The organism is Enterococcus sp. 3H8_DIV0648 (genome assembly GCF_002140655.1).
GTDB classification, from domain to species: domain Bacteria; phylum Bacillota; class Bacilli; order Lactobacillales; family Enterococcaceae; genus Enterococcus_A; species Enterococcus_A hulanensis.
The window spans coordinates 1086829-1106418 of sequence record NZ_NGLG01000001.1 but is presented as its reverse complement, the minus strand read 5'-3'; the positions used below and the strand labels follow the sequence as shown (position 1 = coordinate 1106418).

Annotated in this window: 17 protein-coding genes; 15 read left to right on the top strand and 2 right to left on the bottom strand. The window is 39.9% G+C overall.

What is annotated here, in order from left to right; all coding sequences use genetic code 11:
• The 6 genes from A5875_RS05125 to A5875_RS05100 all read left to right on the top strand — a co-directional run.
• The coding region (locus A5875_RS05125) for a glycine betaine ABC transporter substrate-binding protein (RefSeq protein ID WP_303393799.1) at nucleotides 1-779 on the top strand (779 nt) is incomplete at its 5' end.
• A complete protein-coding gene (locus A5875_RS05120; protein ID WP_088932615.1) occupies nucleotides 780-1733 on the top strand; it encodes an ABC transporter ATP-binding protein in 954 nt (317 codons plus the stop codon).
• Nucleotides 1734-1735: 2 nt separating this feature from the next.
• Entirely contained in the window at nucleotides 1736-3061 is a 1326-nt protein-coding gene (locus tag A5875_RS05115; RefSeq protein WP_088932614.1) for a dihydrolipoyl dehydrogenase family protein, read from the top strand.
• Between the two features lie 74 nt (nucleotides 3062-3135).
• Nucleotides 3136-3822 (top strand): hypothetical protein, encoded by a 687-nt coding sequence (locus tag A5875_RS05110; RefSeq protein WP_088932613.1) that lies wholly within the window; start codon nucleotides 3136-3138, stop codon nucleotides 3820-3822.
• A gap of 4 nt (nucleotides 3823-3826) precedes the next feature.
• Complete coding sequence (locus A5875_RS05105; RefSeq protein ID WP_088932612.1) at nucleotides 3827-4738, top strand: sce7725 family protein; 912 nt, start codon at nucleotides 3827-3829, stop codon at nucleotides 4736-4738.
• Entirely contained in the window at nucleotides 4728-5387 is a 660-nt protein-coding gene (locus A5875_RS05100) for a GNAT family N-acetyltransferase (protein ID WP_088932611.1), read from the top strand. The genes A5875_RS05105 and A5875_RS05100 overlap by 11 nt, the downstream gene beginning before the upstream one ends.
• Here the strand turns inward: A5875_RS05100 and A5875_RS05095 are convergent.
• Nucleotides 5367-5909, bottom strand: a complete 543-nt coding sequence (locus tag A5875_RS05095; RefSeq protein WP_088932610.1) for a guanylate kinase — start codon at nucleotides 5907-5909, stop codon at nucleotides 5367-5369. The two genes, A5875_RS05100 and A5875_RS05095, sit on opposite strands and share 21 nt — an antisense overlap.
• A 66-nt stretch (nucleotides 5910-5975) precedes the next feature.
• Between A5875_RS05095 and pbp4 the strand changes: the two genes are divergently transcribed.
• The 7 genes from pbp4 to A5875_RS05060 all read left to right on the top strand — a co-directional run bounded on the left by pbp4 (nucleotide 5976) and on the right by A5875_RS05060 (nucleotide 15897).
• Nucleotides 5976-8000, top strand: a complete 2025-nt coding sequence (gene pbp4, locus A5875_RS05090) for a penicillin-binding protein PBP4(5) (protein WP_088932609.1) — start codon at nucleotides 5976-5978, stop codon at nucleotides 7998-8000.
• Nucleotides 8001-8055: 55 nt separating this feature from the next.
• Entirely contained in the window at nucleotides 8056-8238 is a 183-nt protein-coding gene (locus A5875_RS05085) for a hypothetical protein (RefSeq protein WP_088932608.1), read from the top strand.
• 206 nt (nucleotides 8239-8444) lie between these two features.
• Nucleotides 8445-9476, top strand: coding sequence for a DUF1002 domain-containing protein (locus A5875_RS05080; RefSeq protein ID WP_088932607.1), 1032 nt, complete (start codon nucleotides 8445-8447; stop codon nucleotides 9474-9476).
• Between the two features lie 216 nt (nucleotides 9477-9692).
• Nucleotides 9693-10541: a hypothetical protein gene (locus A5875_RS05075; protein WP_088932606.1), complete on the top strand. Its 849-nt coding sequence runs from the start codon at nucleotides 9693-9695 to the stop codon at nucleotides 10539-10541.
• Nucleotides 10541-11575 (top strand): hypothetical protein, encoded by a 1035-nt coding sequence (locus A5875_RS05070; protein WP_088932605.1) that lies wholly within the window; start codon nucleotides 10541-10543, stop codon nucleotides 11573-11575. The genes A5875_RS05075 and A5875_RS05070 overlap by 1 nt, the downstream gene beginning before the upstream one ends.
• A gap of 225 nt (nucleotides 11576-11800) precedes the next feature.
• Entirely contained in the window at nucleotides 11801-13681 is a 1881-nt protein-coding gene (gene asnB, locus A5875_RS05065) for an asparagine synthase (glutamine-hydrolyzing) (RefSeq protein ID WP_088932604.1), read from the top strand.
• Between the two features lie 329 nt (nucleotides 13682-14010).
• Complete coding sequence (locus A5875_RS05060) at nucleotides 14011-15897, top strand: endonuclease MutS2 (protein WP_088932603.1); 1887 nt, start codon at nucleotides 14011-14013, stop codon at nucleotides 15895-15897.
• Nucleotides 15898-15935: 38 nt separating this feature from the next.
• Here A5875_RS05060 and A5875_RS05055 read toward each other — a convergent pair whose 3' ends face one another.
• On the bottom strand, nucleotides 15936-18035 hold the full coding sequence (locus A5875_RS05055; RefSeq protein WP_088932602.1) for an LTA synthase family protein: 2100 nt from the start codon (nucleotides 18033-18035) through the stop codon (nucleotides 15936-15938).
• A gap of 249 nt (nucleotides 18036-18284) precedes the next feature.
• Here A5875_RS05055 and A5875_RS05050 point away from each other — a divergent pair, with 249 nt between their 5' ends.
• On the top strand, nucleotides 18285-18674 hold the full coding sequence (locus A5875_RS05050) for a tautomerase family protein (protein ID WP_088932601.1): 390 nt from the start codon (nucleotides 18285-18287) through the stop codon (nucleotides 18672-18674).
• A 14-nt stretch (nucleotides 18675-18688) separates the two neighbouring features.
• Nucleotides 18689-19480, top strand: a complete 792-nt coding sequence (locus tag A5875_RS05045) for an ankyrin repeat domain-containing protein (protein WP_176244619.1) — start codon at nucleotides 18689-18691, stop codon at nucleotides 19478-19480.
• The last annotated feature ends 110 nt before the right edge of the window (nucleotides 19481-19590 follow it).

Sequence of the window (19590 nt, the reverse complement as noted above, 5' to 3'; positions counted from 1 at the left end):
ATAAAGAAGTGATCAAGGATGAGGATTCCTCGATCAATGTAGAACTGAAGCCGAACTTCGGAAAAACAAGTTTCTTATTCAGTGCAGTGGAGAATGACCAGATCGATATTTATCCTGAATTTACCGGAACAGTTTTGGAAAGTTTAGTCAAGGTTCCAAAAAGTACACCAGATGATCTATCGCCAGAAAAAACGTATCAAGAAGCGAACAAGCTGCTGGATTCTCAATTCGATATGCGTTTATTGAAACCGATGGATTATGAAAATACCTATGCTTTAGCTATGAAGAAAAGCGAAGCAGAAAAACGCGGAATCAGCAAGATTTCTCAGCTTCAAGCACAGCAAGATCAGCTAAAAGCCGGCTTTACGTTAGAATTTATCGATCGTCAAGATGGTTATCGCGGAATTCAAGATAAATATGGTGTGAAATTAGGTTCGGTTCAAAGTATGGAACCCGCGCTGCGCTACCAAGCGATCAATACAGGTGATGTCGATGTGATCGATGCCTATTCTACAGATAGCGAGATTAAACAATATGAGCTGATGACACTAGAAGATGATCAGCATCTCTTCCCGCCATATCAAGGTGCGCCTTTAATGAAGAAAGAGTTTGCGGAGAAGCATCCGAAAGTTGTTAAAGCTTTAAATCGTTTAGCTGGGAAAATCACGGAAGACCAAATGATCGAAATGAATTATCAGGTCAACGTGAAAAAAGAACAACCGGCGAAAGTTGCCCATGACTTCTTAGTGAAAGAAAAAATCATTGGGGAGGAGAAATAGATGGAATCAATTATTGAATTTAAAGATGTGAGTAAAGAATTCGAAGGCAATGTTGTCTTAAAAGATTTAAATATCTCAGTAAAAAAGGGTGAAATTTTTGTCTTGGTTGGACCTTCGGGGAGCGGAAAAACGACGTCCTTAAAAATGATCAACGGATTAGTCGAACCAACAGATGGAAATCTATATTTTAAAAACAAACGAATCAAAGACTATAACATTCAAAAACTGCGTTGGCAGATTGGTTATGTCCTGCAGCAGATTGCCTTATTCCCAACCATGAGCGTCAAAGAGAATATCGAAGTAATTCCTGAAATGCTTGGATGGAATAAGGAACAACGTAATAAACGAGTGGATGAGTTATTACAGGAAGTGGATATGGACCCTGAGCAATTTAGAGATCGAATGCCTAGTGAATTATCAGGTGGACAGCAGCAGCGGATCGGGATTATACGAGCGTTGGCATCAGAACCAGATATTGTCTTGATGGATGAACCATTTAGTGCGCTCGATCCCATTTCACGGGCTAGTTTGCAAGATCTCGTGTTGGAATTACATCAGAAATTAGGCAATACGATTATTTTCGTAACGCATAATATGAAGGAAGCGATGAAGATCGGCAGCCGAATTGCTGTGATGCACGAGGGAAAATTGATCCAGTGCGACACTCCAGACGAGATCCAAAAAAATCCTGCCAATCAATTTGTTGAGGAATTTTTCGATGAAACAACAGATGAAGTTTATACACAAACTTTAGAAACTTTATATAACGGCGGTTTTTACCAAAGTGCGGAAACGGCAGATGCTGCATTACCAAGTTTGTCGATGGATACTAGTTTAAGCGAAGTCTTTGATTTACTAGCCGAACAGGATGCGTTTATCCTTAAACGTGATGGCAAACCGATCGCATCGATCAATCGAAGCGACGTCTTCCGCTTTTTAAGTCAGGAGGGTTAATAATGGAAAAATATGATGTTATCGTGATCGGCAGCGGTCCAGCTGGAAACTCCGCTGCCTATGCTTTAAAAGAAAAAGGAAAAACTGTAGCGATCATTGAATCGGATCTGTGGGGCGGCACCTGTCCAAACCGCGGCTGTGATCCCAAAAAAATGCTGATGAGCGGCGTAGAGGCGCAAAAGCGGATCGAAACCATGATCGGCAAAGGCTTTGAACAAACACCAAAGCTTGTTTGGGAAGATTTAATGACCTTTAAAAAAAGTTATACAGACAGTGTTCCACAAAATACCAAAGATGGATTGGATGCTGCAGAGATTGATCGTTATCAAGGTCAAGCAAGTTTTATCGATGCCAACCATATTATTGTTGACGATCAAAGATTAGAGGCGGATCAATTTTTGATAGCGACTGGTCAGCGCCCTGCTGTCTTATCAATTGAAGGCCAAGATCTGCTGCAAAGCAGTACAGATTTTCTTGCTTTGGAACATTTGCCGAAAACAATCGTCTTTATCGGTGCCGGCTATATCGCATTTGAATTAGCTGTGATCGCTAATGCTGCTGGTTCTGAGGTTCATATCATTCATCATAATGATCGTCCGCTAAAGGAATTCGATCAAGAGTTGGTGAAAGATTTGGTCGAACACATGAAATCCGCCGGTATTGAGTTTCATTTTAATGTTGATACAAAAGCGGTAGAGTTGCTGCATCCAAATTATCGCATTACTGGTGAGAATTTTGAATTAGTAGTTGATATGGTTATCGGAGCAACTGGTCGAATTCCGAATGTCGAAGGCTTGGAGTTAGCAAAGGCTGGTGTCGACTATGACAAAAAAGGAATTAAAGTTGATGACCATTTACGTACCTCGCAGCAAAATATTTTTGCCTGCGGCGATGTGTTGGCAAAGAGTCAGCCAAAACTAACACCTGTGGCTGGCTTTGAAGCAGGCTATGTCGTCAATGCAATGAATGGTGATAACGAAGCGATCGAGTATCCATTGATTCCAACGATCGTTTTCGGGGATCAGCGTTTGGCTCGCATTGGATTAAGCGAAAGAGAGCTTGCGGCTCGTCCGGAAAAATATCATTCAAAAACCACGGATTTATCTAGCTGGTACACCTATCATCGAATCAATGATCAAGGTGCCAAGATCAAATTTGTTTATGATGAAGAGAATAAAATCGTTGCGGTTACTTGTTTAAGTCAATTAGCAGATGAAGTTATCAATTATCTTTTGATCGCTCTAACGAAAAAAATGACTCATGAGGAAGTTGAAAAATATATTTTTGCTTACCCAAGTCCAGCGAGCGATCTTTCATATTTTATTTAAAACAGAGGGCAGCCTCTGTTTTTTTTCATGCAGATATGCTAAAGTTTACGAAAATACGTTCCCATGGTGAGATTATGAAAACAACATTAACCCAAGAAATCGAAAAGGCTTTGTATTATTATTGTTTAGAACTCGGCGGTATCGTAGTCGAAGAGGTAACGATGCCGGATGAGCAAGGAATCGTTGATACGTTGGCTTGCTTCTTTAAGCCAAATGCTACGGAATGGCGCTGCTATGAACTGAAGGTTACAAAAGCAGATTTCTATTCCAAGGCAAAGCTTTCTTTTATCGGTCATTACAATTATTTCGTATTAACGGAGGAGCTTTATAAAAAGGTTCAAGACGATATTCCAAATGAAATCGGCGTTTTAATATATCGGCCATACACGCAGGCTGAGGATTTACCTGCTGATGGCACCTTCTTCATAGCCAAAAAGCCTTTAAGAAGAGAGTTGCTCGTGGAAGAAACAGCCTTAACTCAGCGATTTATGGCTTCGTTATTTCGAGAAGTTCAAAAAGCTAAGAGAATGTCATATGGTACGAGCTTTTTCTCAACTGAACAGCTTTATAAAGAATTGCGGCGGCGTCTGGACGAAAAGGATCACTTGCAGGAGAATAACTATTATCAACGTTTTATTGAAGATGTTCAGTCCGCTCGAATTGAGAGTCTGGAAGAAGAGCTTCGGGCATTAGAACAGGATTACGAGTTTTTACGTCAACAAAGGCAGGTTCGTCGGCGTCCGACTGAACCATTGGAGTGATTCGATGTATTATCCATATTTACGAGGGAAGCAATTTGATCTATTAGCGATTAACACCTTGATCAAAGAAGAGCGCTGGTCAAAAAACATTCGTCCAATTATTGAACCAGTTCGTGATTCAGCTACATTAAAAAAGACGATTGAGCTGTTTGATAGAAACGATATAATTTGTTATTTAATCATGAATCCGCAAGTTGGGACCGCCAAGCTTTTTGCGGACAAGCGCTTTGAGTGGACATTAAGAGAAGCTTCAAGTGTTAAAAAGGCAGAAATCGTGACTCAAGAAAATCCTTTTGAAGCGGAATTGTATTTGTTTAATGCTCATTCACCGCGGAAGAAGTCTCAGCTTGCGATTAAAAGCGAGGCTGTATCGGTTATTCCGGATCAAGGAAGATTTAGAATTTTAGATGTGCCAAATAAAATTTTACTCAGAGAAGCTTTTCAGGCGAAAAAAAATGTTGCCAATTACGGTGAAAAGGCGGATGATTTTTATAGCGACGAACACCTTTTTTTGGAGCCGGATTCATTGGGGTTCAGTGACTATACGATTGAAGGCAGCCGTTATTTTGATAAAGGCGGGCCTAGTCGTGCGATCGCCATTCACATTAGCTATTTTGATGCGTATCTTAATTTAAGAGTCAAACATTTCGTGTCAGATAGTAATGAGAATGCCCAAGACCAAGGTGGTAAATTTTTCGAAGCACTGGATAAATTAGCTGACTGGTATTCCCGTAATCAAGATCAGCTATTGCTGACGCTTGGTTTAGAGGAATTACTGCATTACCGGGAAACAAAAAAATTTCCAGGTTTAGGAACAATCAAGAAATGGACACTGGCGCATCATTTAGAATTGATTGGCGCTTTTTTAGAGCAAGGCGATCATTGGCAGAGAGGATGGAAGAAAAATGGGATATGAAGATGAAGATTTTATTGTTAGACAGGCCAAACAAATGGGAGAGGTTTTAGGCGGAATTCTAGGAAAGAAAGATGCGGAAGCAATTCTTTCATTTGGTGACGAAGCCAAAACCAGCGAACAAAATGAACCAACATTTATTTTCCGTCCAAGTATATTAGCGGATATACCAGCAATTGGAATTATTATCAATGAAGCGAAACAATATTTGAAGGAGCAAGGTTCGCCGCAATGGCAAGATGGACACGAACCCCATGAAGGTGTGATTCGTGAAGATATACAAAAAAAAGCCAGCTATGTGCTGACTTTAGAAGATGAGGTCGTTGGAACGATCGCCTTAATCGCTGAAAACGATCCTGTTTATGAAGCTATTGAAGGCAAGTGGCAAGGTGAAGGACCTTATGTTTCTTTGCATCATGTCGCGGTTAGTCAAAAGCATCGCGGAATCGGGTTAGGTAAAAATTTATTGACACTGGCAATCAAGCAGGCTCAAGCTTTGGGCTATGAAGATATCCGAATCGATACATACCCTGCCAATCAGCCTATGCTTAGCCTTATCGAAAAATGCGGGTTTACTTATTGCGGCATGGTCTATTTTCCATTTGAACATGGTGAACGCAAAGCCTTTCAGTTAATTCAAAGCTTGACGTAATTGACGCAGCATCTCATCTAAAGAAGTTTCGCCATCGATTTCGATCAGATTTGGATATTTTTTCAAACGGGCCAAGCTCTCTTGATCTTCTTGAAAAATTGCCAAGCGCCGCTCCAAGTTTTCTGAAGTGGCTCGCTTCTCTAGTCTGGCGATCATCGTTTCTTTAGAAATATTGATCCAGATTGGAACCATCTGATCACCAAAGATACGATGCAAGTTAACAAAGCCTGTCGTCGTGATTGGATCGTAACAGTCACCAGCAGCTAAAGCATCGCGCAAGGTCGCCTTGGCAATACCATAAAAATGTTCGTCATAAACATCATATTCAGCAAATTGATCGTGATTGACCATCTGCTTGAATTCTTTCTTCGATACAAAGTAGTAATCACGCCCGTGTTCTTCACCTTCACGAGGGGCACGCGTCGTATAAGAAATAATCTTTTGTTCAGTAGCAAAGGCTTTTTCGGCCAAGCTGGTTTTTCCAGAACCGCTCGGACCAATGAATAAGTAACAATGATTCATAGTCAACACGTCCTTTTTTATAGTATAAAGAAAGAGGACGAAAGATGCTAGGGAGGGGACCCTTATATGGAAAGAAGTACACGTAATAAAAAAGGAACGAATAAACTGCCGATTATTATTATCGGTGTAATCATTGTGCTCATTGCAGGCTTTTTCGGTGTACGCGCATATCAAGCGAGCCAAGTTAAGAAACAAGCAGAAGAAACGGTACAAACATTTGTTAAGAATCTGCAAAAGGGCAAGTATCAAGAAATGACCAAAAATTTGAATGCTGATTCGATCAAGTCAAATGGCTATACTAAAAAACAAGTCTCTGAAAAATATCAGTCGATCTTTTCAGGTATTAGCGCCTCGAATATCAAGATGAAGAATCTAGCGGTGGATAAAGAGGGAGACGACTACCACTTTTCTTACGAATTATCCGTAAATACCGGTTTTGGTCAATTAAAGAATCAAAAATATTCTGGTACTTTGGCTGATGGCGGCAAAGAAATTAATTGGAAGCCGAATTTGATTTTCCCTGGTATGTCTGGCAAAGACAAAATTAATTATTCTGTCGATCCAGCTACACGGGGCGAGATATTAGATCGCAGCGGGCAAGGTCTTGCAACCAATGGAACAGTCTATCAATCAGGTGTCATCCCCAAAAATCTTGGTACAGGAGAAGATCGTACAGCCAAAATCGATGCGATCGCAAAAAGTTTGGATATTACTGCTAAAGACGTGGAAACAGCCTTAGAGCAAGGATGGGTTCAGGATGATTTCTTTGTTCCTTTGAAAACCACAGCAGAGGCATCAGCGGAAACTCCTGAAGGTTTGGAAGTCAAAGAAACAACTGGGCGAACCTATCCATTAAAGGAAGCGGCTGCTCAATTAATCGGATATGTTGGTAAAGTCACAGCAGAAGATCTGAAGAAAAACAATGATCTGGCCAGTGATAGTTTGATTGGCCGAAGCGGTTTAGAGATGGCTTTAGATAAACAACTGCGAGGAAAAGACGGCGGATCATTGGCGATCACAGATAGTAAAGGCAATGAGAAGAAAGTCTTACAAAAAATCGAGAAAAAAGATGGCGAAAATGTTAAATTGACGATCGACAGCCGTGCGCAGCAGATTGCTTATAAAGGCTTGAATGGTCAGGCGGGATCAAGTGTTGTGATGGCTCCGAAAACAGGAGATTTATTAGTTGCAGCTAGTTCACCTAGTTTTGATCCTAACAAAATGACCAATGGAATCAGTCAAACTGATTACGATGCTTACAGTAACGACAGCAATCAGCCGTTTATGAGTCGTTTTGCTACTGGGTATGCACCCGGCTCGACCTTTAAAACGATTACTGCAGCGATTGGCTTGGACGCGGGTACTTTGAATCCAAACGAAGAATTAGCGATTAATGGACTGAAATGGCAAAAGGACAGTTCTTGGGGCTCTTATCAGGTAACTCGTGTCTCAGATGTTAGTCCTGTCAATTTAAGAACAGCTTTAGTTTACTCGGATAATATCTACATGGCGCAAGAAACCTTGAAGATGGGAGAAAAAACCTTCCGAGCAGGCTTAAATAAATTCATTTTTGGCAAAGACTTAGATTTGCCGATCGCGATGGAAAAGGCCCAGATTTCAAGTAAAGACAGTTTTGATTCTGAAATTTTATTAGCAGATACTGGATATGGACAAGGACAGTTATTGTTAAATCCAATTCAACAAATCACGGCATATTCTGTCTTTCCAAATAAAGGCACGATGGTCTATCCTAAATTGATTGCCGATAAAGAAACCAAAAACGAAAAAGATGTGGTCAAAGCAAGCTCTGCTGAGACGATCACTAATGATATGCAGGCAGTTGTCAGCGATGAAAATGGGACAGCACATAGTTTAGCTGCATTAAATATTCCATTGGCCGCAAAAACAGGTACTGCGGAGATCAAACAAAAGCAAGATGAAAAGGGACAAGAGAACAGTTTCTTGTATGCTTTTGATTCAGAAAAACAAAATTATTCAGTCGTTGAATTTTTGGAAAATAAACCAGAAGGAACTTCTGCGACGGAACTTTCGAAAGATTTATTGACCTATTTGAATCAAACCTATCAATAAAATACTTGTCTGAAAAGCTGATGCTTGGTAAGATATCCAAGAAGGACGGTGTCTTATGAACAAGCGACAACGAAAAAAGAGAGCATACAAACATTATATTCGAGCAATTTTTGAAGGCTACGAAAAAATGCTGGAGGATTCTAGTATCAAAGAATTACATTTCAGCTATTTAAAGGAAACGACGTACTTGGAACGTGATGACCAAGATAAGATTCATTTTACAACCAAAGAAGATTGATCTTTAAAGACTTCTCAGCAAAGTAGACTGAGAAGTCTTTTTTGATAAAAAACATAGAAAAGCAGACATTACCTCCAACTTAAGACCGAGAAAATAGTTAAGAGATTCTTAGCTTAGTAAATAATTGTTTAAAGAGAAGGGGGATGAGTAAGCAAAAATACATAAATCAGCTAAAATATGAGTATTAAGATACGGGAGGCAATCAGATGAAACTTCATAAATATATTTTACTAGCAGGCTTAGGCCTTTCACTAGGTGCTGGACTAACCAATCAAACAAAAGTTCATGCAGAGGATGGTGTCATCAATGAACGTTGGGGCAAACCAACTTTTGTCGCTGGGGCAGGACTAAACCAGCAGCAGTTAGATGAAACTATGAGTAAACTTGGAATCAACCAAGACAGCGTTAAAATGGAAACCGCGACTGGCGCAGATTTAGTTAAATATTTGGGTTATGGCAGCGGAGACGACAGTGTGATGCTGAGCTCTGTCGTGGTGAACCGCGAAGATCAAGGAAAAGGGATCAATGTGAAAATATTGACGCCGGAAAACATTACCCAGATTACCGCGGATCAATATAAGAACCCATTAGTTACCGCAGGTATTACTGATGCAACTGTCAAAGTTGCCAGTGTGGTGAAAGTAACCGGCGAGAGCGCTTTGACTGGTGTCTATAAGGCCTTTGAATCAAATGGTGAAACGGTTGATCCAGAACGGGCACAATTGGCTCAAACGGAATTGGATACGACCTCGGATGTTTCGCAATCAGTCGTAAATAAGGCCAATGAGCAAAGTCAAAATCAGAACTTATCTGACAGCGAAAAAGAAAAAGCCGATGAAGCCTATAAAGCGCAATTAAACCAAACATTGGTCGACATAAAAAAAGAGTTAGCAGAACTTAAAGAAAAGCAAGGTGAACTAGCAACGAAAGAAGATGTTGAAAAAATTGTTAATGATGCCTTGGAAAAAAATAATTTATCACAATATGTTACGAAGGACGATATCAATCAATTAGTTGCTTTAGCAGAAAAATATCAAACGACTGATGGTGTATTAGACAAAGAATCGATCGAACAGCTTGATAAAATCAGCAGCGATTTTAAAGGAACCGTCAATAAGGTCTCTGATCAGCTTGGTAAATTCGGTGATTCACTCAAAGGAACATTAGAAGAGAATCAAGGGTTCTTCGCAAATCTATGGCAACAAATCAAAGATTTCTTCAGCGGATCATCAAAATAATTAAAAAGATTGTGTCATTTTTTAAGATTGACACAATCTTTTTTTACTTTCCTCAACAGTTTATGCTTATCATTAGGGCCTTGCTAGGGTAAAATAGAGAAGTGGGTTCCAATTCTAAAGCAAAAAATTAGATAATTTGCTTCGTGGGATTGGATCAAGAATAATTATGGTAATATTTATTATATAATTAATCAAAAAAATAAAGGAGGGTCTTAAATGGAGACTCCAGAAAAAAAGGAAGAACTTCAAACTGAAACATCATTTGATTCAGTGAAAGAATCTGCTTCCGGTGTGTTAGGTGGGTTGATGGGGCAGATCAGACGGTTGGAAGAGGCAATGAAAGCAGAGCGAATGGGCGATGTTTACCAAATCTACTGGAATGAATTGCCAGCTTCGATCCAGCAATCCAGCAATGCGAATCATGAGATTGATAATTTCTTGACAAGTAAGTTGGATCAAGAAATACAGAGGACGTTCCCATTTATGATCATGCGTGACGTTGTTTCACCCATTTTAATCAATTATCAGATCGGCAGCTATTATCGAGATCGCGCGGTCTTACAGGTGGATGCAACACAGCCTACTATAAAAATATTACCCGAAATTCGTGAGCAATGGGAAAAAGCCATGAAGGACGGCTATAAGGAACAACTGGCGGAGCTGCAAAATCAGCAGGATGACTTTGATGCAAAGACAATCGCAGCTCAGTCGGAATTGCGTGAGCTTAACGGCAAAATTGCTCATCAAGAAAAGCTTAAAGCGGATTTAGAAGAGACTAAAAGCTTTATGAACCGCAAGAAGATCGAAGAAGAAATCGAAGTAATCGATGACAAGCTGAAGGAATTGAAGCAGCAGCGCAGTCAATGGACACCTTTTGTCGGCGATCAGTTATCAGGCGAATCACAAAAAATCGAATTGGCGAATCGCATTGCCAATCTTTCATTAGAACAGGCAATCGCAATAAAAGAATTGCGCCTGATCAAAAAACGCTTTGGCGGTTTAGAGGAAATGGATGCCGCACTTGAGATTTTTATCAAGGATTTCTTAAATAGGGGGGCGGAATAATGACTGAAGAAAAGAATAAAATCAATCAAATCTATGATACTTTGGTCGATTCGGAAGAACCAGGCTTGAATATTCGTGAAAAAGAGATTCTTCACCCCGATGAAACGACGGAGGAATCAACTGAAGCCTTTCAATCAGTGCCTCAAACGAAGCCTGTCAGCGATTCGGCGATAAACTATTATGATAATCGGGAAGAAAATTATCAAGACTTGTTAAGGTTGATCGACGATGCAGAAAAAGAAATCGCTGATCTGAAATTTAGAAAGATTTTGATGGAATCTGATTTCCCATCATTGTTGGATTACTTCAAGAAAATTTTTGTTGAAGAATCAATGACTGCCTCGGCAATCGCAAAAGGTGCGTTATTAGAATATTTCACCTTTGAGCTGATCAAACCTTTGCAAAACCATGATCTGCATCTTTCGACCAATGAATTTTCGACATGGGAAAGTAAACATTTCAACCTTTCTTATCGGCTGACTAGTACCAACGAAATCAATTTTAGTTTTATGATGCCGACATCTGATGGGAAATTCCGCAGCGAGAAGATTAAGCTAATGGAAGTTTATCCTGAAATAATGAAAGTCACTGTTTTAAATGATGCGGTATTAACTTTATTGAAGGATTGCTACAACAAACATATTTATACGAGTGGACAGAATTCAATGTTCAGCCGTGAGATGAATGATGTTATGGCTCATATGAAGGATTTAGGCTTCGACTTTGATGAGAATCTTTTGGACAATAGCCAACCGTTAGACTTGTCAGTAGATCTTACTCATAAGACACCGATTGAAGTTTTAGATAAAATTTTCATCACGACGATGGATAATGAAAATTATGATTTCAAAAAGGTTGATGAAAATAGTTATTTAGTCGCGTTGGATGGGAATCAAACGGTGACGATCAAGCAAAACACCGAAGATCAAACCAGCAGCCTGAAATTAAATACCGATCGCAAAAATAAATCATTGATCGAATTCTTTGGCAGCTATCCCTTCTTAGTACCGTTGACGATCACTGACGAACAATAATGAAACAACGAGCGTTGCGCCATTTTTTGGTGTAGCGCTTTTTTTGTTTTCGGAAGCAGAATCCTCGCCGATAAATTAAGTATATCTCTTTGGAAAAAATTAATTTTTTTGCCTTTTTTTCTAGGAAATCACGTTCACTCGTGAAAGTCCGTAAATCCTATGATATACTTTGAAAGTTGATATGAAAGAGTATCAGTTTACCATGTTTGAAAGAGGGTAGAGATTGTGTGTGGAATTGTAGGATTTATTGATCGTTCAAATACAACGCAAAAAGAGCAAATTGTTAAAAATATGATGGATACGATTGTTCACCGCGGACCAAATAGTGCGGGACAATTTATCGACGAGGGTGCCGCTATAGGTTTTCGTCGTTTGAGCATCATTGACCTTGAGGGCGGTACACAGCCTATCAAAAACGAAGATGGAACAAAAATCATTACCTTTAATGGAGAAATTTATAATTATCAAAGCATTCGTGAAGACTTAATCGCCAAAGGCCACATTTTTACGACTCACGCTGACACTGAAGTGTTATTGCATGGCTACGAAGAATACGGCATTGATTTGCTACAAAAGATTCGCGGAATGTTTGCTTTTGTTATTTGGGATACAGAAAAACAAGAATTATTCGGCGCGCGCGATCATTTTGGGATCAAACCGCTTTATTACACAATGATGAATGGTACATTTATGTACGGTTCTGAAATCAAGAGCTTCCTGCAACATCCTAATTTTGTTAAAGAGTTGAATAAAGAAGCCTTGAAACCATATATGACGTTCCAGTATTCAGCATTGGATGAAACCTTCTTTAAAAATGTTTATCGCATCAAAGAAGGCCATTACTTTATCTATAAAGATGGCAAACTAGATATCCAGCAGTATTGGGATGTAAAAGAACAAGAAACTAATATGACGCTTGAGGAAACCGTTGATTTGATTGATGATACAGTCTTGAAATCGGTCGAAGCTCACCGAATTGCCGATGTTGAGGTTGGCTCATTCTTGTCATCTGGTGTGGATTCAAGTTATGTTACGGCTGTTTTGCGCCCAGAGCATTCTTATTCAATCGGCTTTGGCGATAAAACATACAATGAATCGATCGAAGCAAAGAAATTGGCAGATTTGATCGATCTGAATAATACATCTCGAGTGGTTACCGGAGATGAAGCCTTCGAATATTTCCCGTTGATCCAATATCATTTGGATGAACCTGATTCAAATCCTTCATGTGTGCCATTATACTTCTTAACTGAGCTAGCTAGCCGTGATGTGCGGGTTGCGCTGAGTGGAGAAGGTGCAGACGAATTATTTGCCGGATACCAAGCTTATGGGATGAATACGAAGTCAAAAGCTGTCAAAGTTGTTGCTGAAGGCTTGAAAAAATTACCAAAAGGCATGCGTTACTCGATCGCTAAAGGACTAAAGGGTAAAACCTTCAAAGGTGCTTTGCACTTGTATACATCATTGGCACCAGCCGAAGAATTCTTTATCGGACAAGCGAAAGTTTTTGAAGAGGACGAAGCGGTTGATTACCTGCAGCCTGAATACCAACAAAGTCCAACAATTAAAGATATCGTTGATGTTCATTACGAAAAGGTTCAGGATATGTCTGAAATCAAGAAAATGCAATACTTGGATATGCACCAATGGATGCCAAAGGATATCTTATTGAAAGCTGATAAATTAGCAATGGCTAATTCATTAGAAGTTCGTGTACCTTTACTAGACAAAGAAATGATGAAAGTCTCTGAAATCGTACCAACTAAATATTTGATCAATGCTGAAAATACAAAATTTGCATTCCGCCAAGCTGCGGCACGTCATTTGCCAGAAGAATGGTATAACCGTGAAAAACTTGGCTTCCCAGTTCCAATCAAAGACTGGTTGCGTGAAGAAAAATATTATCAAATCGTTCGCGACGTGTTCACTCAGGACTTCGTAAAAGAATTCTTTGATCAAGACAAGATCGTGAAGCTGTTAGATGATAACTTCGCTGGAACCGCAGATGGTCGTCGTAAAATCTGGACGATCTATACCTTCTTGACATGGTACCAAGTGTACTTCATCAATGATGGTGCCAAGCCTGTACCGGCAGCAATGGCGTAAACTAATAGTCCAATTTGACAAACATTAACTGTCACGTTAGACTATCAATAAGGAAACTTAACAAAAATTATGAGGTGTCTTGGTGAGTGTAGTTATTTAATTTGGAGTAACTTGATAGCGAAAAAAATGACTGTTTACACAGGTTTATTTCGCATGCCAAATTAGATGATACCTATCAAAGCTGATGAATTAGAATTCAAGCTGTGAAGAGGAATCTTCGCAGCTTTTTTGTCGCTTCTGTTTATTAATGAGCTAGCTGCGACGACTATCTCCTTTGTTAAGTTCCCCTGGCCTCGATAGGTATCTTTTCATAACGAAAGGAAGAGACCATGAATAACGAAACATTTACAAAAACACAATTTAACGAAATCAAACAACAACTTAGCAGCTACGCAATCAGCAGCTTCGGGAAAAAACGAATCGCAAACACTCGGCCTCATTCAAAACTATCTGTTGTAGAAAAACGGCTGACGGAAACGACGGAAGCAAAGCAGTTACTTGATAGCAATCTCCATGTACCCTTTATGGGGCTGCAAAGTATTGAACATATAACTAACCAGCTCGAAAAAGGCTTTGTGCTTACACCGCAAGAGCTGATGGAATACGCGGACTTCTTACGCAGCTTGCGTTTGATCCGGCAATTTTTTGAAAAAAATCAAAGTATCGCTCCTCTTTTGAATCGTTACGGACAAGGATTGAACGACTTCAATGAAATCGAAGAAGAAATTTATCAGGTCATTCGAAACGGAAGAATAGTTGACGATGCTAGTCGCGAACTGCGGCGAGCGCGTCGGGATATTGCGGAAACTCAAGACAAAATCCAAGAGTTGCTGAAAAAATTTATTCGTCAAAATAAAGAGAAAATGCAAGAAGCGATCATCACTAAACGCAACGATATTTTTACCGTTCCTATCAAAGCGGCATATAAGAAACAAATCAAAGGAACGATCGTTGAACTTTCCAGTAAAGGAACGACGGCATATATCGAACCTAGCAGTGTGAGCCGTTGGAATGAGCAATTGACCTACCACAAAATGGTAGAAGAAGCCGAAGTTTATCAAATTCTAGCAACCTTGACCGGCTTGTTGGCAGAAGCTTTGCCGCTGATTCAACAGAATATCGAGATCATCGCAGAATTTGATCAGATCTTTGCACGGGGGAAATTTAGTCGCGAATTAAAAGGGATCACACCGAAAATAAACGCTGACGGCTATATTCATTTAGTCTCTGCGACTCATCCTTTGATTGAACATGCAGTGCCGTTGGATTTGACAATTGGTGAAGATTATCGCGGATTAACTATTACCGGTCCGAATGCCGGCGGGAAAACGGTCGTCTTAAAAACGGTCGCACTAATGAGTCTGATGACGATGATCGGTTTGCAGATCCCGGCAAAAGAAGGAACGGAGATCGCGATTTTCGAGCAGATTTTTGTTGATATTGGAGACGCGCAAAGTATCGAGAATGCTCTAAGTACCTTTTCCGGACATATGCAGAATATTTCTGAGATCCTTCGGCAGGCGCGTAAAAATAGTTTGATTCTTTTGGATGAATTAGGCAGCGGGACTGAACCAAATGAAGGTGCGGCCTTGGCGATCGCCATCATGGAGGAATTTTACCAAAAGGGCAGTATTTTGATCACGACGACCCATTACGGTGAAATCAAACGTTTTGCCGAACAGCATCCTGATTTCATCACTGCGGCAATGGACTTTGACGCAGAACACTTAACGCCGAAATATCGCTTGCTGATTGGTCAAACTGGTGAAAGTAATGCTTTATGGATTGCGAAAAAGATGGCGATCTCTGATCAGATTATCACCAAAGCCCAAAATTATTTCACCGATCGCAATTACAGCCTCGAGAAGAAGAGCTTTAAGAAGCGGACGATGAAGCCGACCACAGCGGCTGTTGAAATGACTTACTATAAAGGGGACAAAGTGTTCTTGCTGGAACAGCAGGAATCAGCCTTGATCTATCAGGAGATTCCTTTCACTGACAATGTGAAGGTGTTCCTTGAAGACGAGTTTATCGAAGTGCCTAAACGCCGAATCAAGCTTGAATATCGGGCGACCGAGCTTTATCCAGCGGACTATGAATTAGAAAATCTGTTTGAAGACTTCCAGACGCGAAAAGAGCGGCGAGATATTGATCGCGGCTCGAAAAAAGCGCAACGTAAATTAAGAAAAGAAGCATTGCAAAGAAGACAAGACTAAAAAACACCTCCAGTTTTTTCGACTGGAGGTGTTTCGTTTTAGTCATATTGCTGATAGGTTTTAGTCTTATATAAGCCAACCGTTGATTTCTGATTATTCTCGCTGTATAAACTAGAAGACTGTGCGCCTTTTTGACGTTCGATTTCTTCTAAACGTGCCTTTTGATCACGATAATCAAAGGAACTCGGATTAAGCGAATCTAAGCCGCTATCCTGATAATATCTCAGCAAGTCGCCGTTAGTGATTTTATCAGAGGTGATCAATTGCTGATCGACGTCCTGATTCAGTTCGACAAAGGTTTGTTCTTGCTCCGGCGTTGGTTCAGTGATCACCTCAGCTGTTTGGTTATCATACATTTTGCCACCGTAGAAGGTATATTGCGGTGTGACGAAATCACCATCTCTAAAGGCAACAACTTGTTTATGTTCCGGCGAGAACAGATCTTGCCCCAGCTGCAGATATTTTTTCGAATCGATCCCCAGCAAATGCAGCAGAGTAGGGAGCGCGTCAACTTGACCACCATAAGTATGGTTGACGCCGCCATTTGTTGCACCAGGTACATGGATCATGAATGGGACCCGCTGTAATTGCGCGTTGTCATAATCTGTCCAAGCATCCGATTCTTTTCCTAATAACGGTGCCAGTTCTCTATTACGCGTATTCGAGATACCGTAATGGTCACCATATAAGACAAAAATTGAATTGTCATATAGACCGCTGGCTTTCATGTAATCAAAGAACTCTTTTAACGCAGTATCTAAATAGTTCGCCGTCGCAAAATAGCCATTGATCGTTTCATCCTTCGTATTAGCTAACGGGAACCCATCTTCTTCATTTTTAAAACGAGAATAAGGGTAGTGGTTCGAAACGGTAATAAATTTCGCATAAAACGGCTGCTGCAGATGTTCCAAGTATTGAACAGATTGATTCAAGAATGGTTTGTCGTGCATGCCGTATTGGAACGAATTATCGTCATTGATGTCGTAATAAGACGAATCAAAGAAATACTCGAACCCTAGGTGCTTATAAGTCTTATCCCGATTCCAAAATGATGCCGAATGACCATGGAATACTGCCGACGTGTAATCCGCCTTTTGCTTCAAGATATTCGGTGCCGCTTCAAAGGTATTTTTATCACCCATTTGAGTGAAAAGTGCCCCTTGATTCAAACCAAATAATGAGTTTTCCATCAACGTTTCCGCATCAGAGGTTTTACCGGCTTTGACCTGATGGAAAAAATTGTCAAAGCTATAGGTGCTTTCACCATGATACAAGCTATTTAAAAATGGCGTAACAGTATGATTCGCGCCGTTCTCATCAGTCAGCTGGTAATCGATCAAAAACTGTTGGAAACTTTCCAAATGAATGTAGACAACATTTTTGCCTTTTGCTATGCCGAACATTGAATCATTTGGCTCCGCGTAATGATCTTTAACGTAGCTTTCAACTTCCTTGAGATCATTGGGACTTGCTTCTGCTCGAATTTGGTTGTTCTGATAGGTTTGATAACCATCATAGACCGTAAAAGCATTCACACCTAGATATTTCACTAAATATTCGCGGGAAAATTGCCGACTCAATAAGCCAGAACGATCAATCTCAGCCAGAAAAATATTTCCGCTGCCGATTAAAAGAGAAAGGGCAGTGAGGGCCGCCGCTTGACGGAAACGCGGATATTTCTTATCCATCGGAATTTTCTTTTTGATTAATAAAGCAGGCAGCAAGAACAGGTCGATGATATAAAAGACATCGTACAAGCGAAATAATCGAACGGCACTTTCACCTAAACCAGTCGAGACTTGGCCGGCGCCCAACATCGTATTGATCGTAATAAAATCAGTAAACTCACGATAATAGACCGCATTCGAAAAGAGCCAGATCGTCAACAACGCATAAATAATGAACAATGTCGTATAAGCAACTTTTGAACGCTTAATAAACAAGGCAAGACTGAGCAGCACCATCGAAACGCTTAAAGGATTAATGATCAGAATGAATAATTGCATAGGACTTTGAATGCTTAAATGAAAATCAACAACATAGGCAAACATATTTTTCAGCCAAAGTAAGCCAATCAGCAGACTGAAAAAACCAATTCGTGTTTTTGTAAAATCAATATATTTTTTTAAATGAGACATTTGCATGCTCCTTAGATTTATTTTCCATATTCTTCAATAGTTTATCGGTTTTTAAGGCGAAGGTCAAACTGAACAATGTTGGAAACGCTGATATACCAATATCCGGATAAGATTTTAATCCGAATATTAATAATTCTTAATATTCAGAGCCGCTGTCTGGAATAACTTTATTTTTAACCGAAAGTTCTCAAGTCGGCTGAATTGTTTCATAGATGTTATACTATGCAGAAATAAAGGGAGGATATGCCGATGCCATTAATGAAAATCGATATGATTAAAGGAAGAAATGAAGATGAAATCAAAGAAATTCTGGACATTTCTTATCAAGTAATGCTGGAGGCTTTTCATGCTCCAGAGGGCGATCGCTATCAAATAGTCAATCAACACGAACCATTCGAAATGCAGATTCTCGATACGGGCTTAGGTTTCGAACGAACCAATCAAGTGATCGTTTTCAGTCTAACCACAAGACCACGTACCAGCGAAGAAAAGCAAAACTTTTATTCTCAGCTAGTGAAGGAATTAGAGGACCAGCTTGGCATCAAACCAGAAGATGTAATGATTAACCTGACAGTCAATTCAGATGAAGACTGGAGCTTTGGTTTTGGCCGAGCACAATTTTTAACTGGCGAGTTGTAAGCAGGAGGAGATGGATGAAAAAAGTAATCGCAATAATCGCATTTCTATTTATTTTAGGCGGCTGTCAGTCAAATTCGGCAAATAAGGAAGCGACTGGCACTTCAAAATCCACTGTAGAAAAAAATATTTCTAAAGCTTCCGACAAAACGAGTGCTGCAAAAGAATCTTTCAGTACACAACAATCAAAGGAGGATAAAAAGATGGATATAGCTCCAGGAAGTTTACTCCAAGCAGTTTCCGCAAACGATTCAGCAAAAGTAGCCGAAATTTTAAAAGCAAAATCATATTCGATTGATGAAGTGAACGATAAAAATGAAACATCCTTAATGATCGCAGTCCATAATAATCAAATCGAGATAGCCAAGAAATTGATTGACGCAGGAGCAAATGTAAATAAACAGGATAATATCGAGGATAGTCCTTATTTATACGCCGGAGCTGAAGGTAGAACCGAGATTTTAACCTATATGCTAGCTCATAGTACACCAGATCAATCAATTACCAACCGTTTTGGCGGAAACGCGCTGATTCCAGCCGCTGAAAAAGGTCATCTGGCTAACGTAAAGTTGCTGCTGGCTGATGGGCGTGTAAATATCAATCATCAAAATGATTATGGCTACACAGCATTGATTGAAGCCGTTGCATTAAGAGACGGATCGCAAGTTTATCAAGATATCGTGGCAGAATTACTAAGAAACGGCGCCGATCCAAACATCGTTGATAACTATGGCAAATCAGCAAAAGATTACGCTGATGAACTCGGTTATGGAAACATCTCTAAAATGCTGGAGGAAAACTCACAGTAAGTCGTTTAATAATAGAAGATACAGTAAAAGGAGGCTTAATTTAGTCTCCTTTGAATTTTTTTATTCTAGTTTACATAATATACATTAAGCGAAGTTACATACGATAAACT

What these genes read in the sequence shown, in the direction of transcription:
- pbp4 (WP_088932609.1), top strand. Translation starts at nt 5,976, where the DNA reads ATGGAAAGAAGTACACGTAATAAAAAAGGAACGAATAAACTGCCGATT.
- A5875_RS05060 (WP_088932603.1), top strand. Translation starts at nt 14,011, where the DNA reads ATGAATAACGAAACATTTACAAAAACACAATTTAACGAAATCAAACAA.
- A5875_RS05045 (WP_176244619.1), top strand. Translation starts at nt 18,689, where the DNA reads ATGAAAAAAGTAATCGCAATAATCGCATTTCTATTTATTTTAGGCGGC.
- A5875_RS05055 (WP_088932602.1), bottom strand. Translation starts at nt 18,035, where the DNA reads ATGTCTCATTTAAAAAAATATATTGATTTTACAAAAACACGAATTGGT.
- A5875_RS05085 (WP_088932608.1), top strand. Translation starts at nt 8,056, where the DNA reads ATGAACAAGCGACAACGAAAAAAGAGAGCATACAAACATTATATTCGA.
- A5875_RS05110 (WP_088932613.1), top strand. Translation starts at nt 3,136, where the DNA reads ATGAAAACAACATTAACCCAAGAAATCGAAAAGGCTTTGTATTATTAT.
- A5875_RS05075 (WP_088932606.1), top strand. Translation starts at nt 9,693, where the DNA reads ATGGAGACTCCAGAAAAAAAGGAAGAACTTCAAACTGAAACATCATTT.
- A5875_RS05050 (WP_088932601.1), top strand. Translation starts at nt 18,285, where the DNA reads ATGCCATTAATGAAAATCGATATGATTAAAGGAAGAAATGAAGATGAA.
- A5875_RS05100 (WP_088932611.1), top strand. Translation starts at nt 4,728, where the DNA reads ATGGGATATGAAGATGAAGATTTTATTGTTAGACAGGCCAAACAAATG.
- A5875_RS05115 (WP_088932614.1), top strand. Translation starts at nt 1,736, where the DNA reads ATGGAAAAATATGATGTTATCGTGATCGGCAGCGGTCCAGCTGGAAAC.
- A5875_RS05095 (WP_088932610.1), bottom strand. Translation starts at nt 5,909, where the DNA reads ATGAATCATTGTTACTTATTCATTGGTCCGAGCGGTTCTGGAAAAACC.
- A5875_RS05070 (WP_088932605.1), top strand. Translation starts at nt 10,541, where the DNA reads ATGACTGAAGAAAAGAATAAAATCAATCAAATCTATGATACTTTGGTC.
- A5875_RS05105 (WP_088932612.1), top strand. Translation starts at nt 3,827, where the DNA reads ATGTATTATCCATATTTACGAGGGAAGCAATTTGATCTATTAGCGATT.
- A5875_RS05120 (WP_088932615.1), top strand. Translation starts at nt 780, where the DNA reads ATGGAATCAATTATTGAATTTAAAGATGTGAGTAAAGAATTCGAAGGC.
- A5875_RS05080 (WP_088932607.1), top strand. Translation starts at nt 8,445, where the DNA reads ATGAAACTTCATAAATATATTTTACTAGCAGGCTTAGGCCTTTCACTA.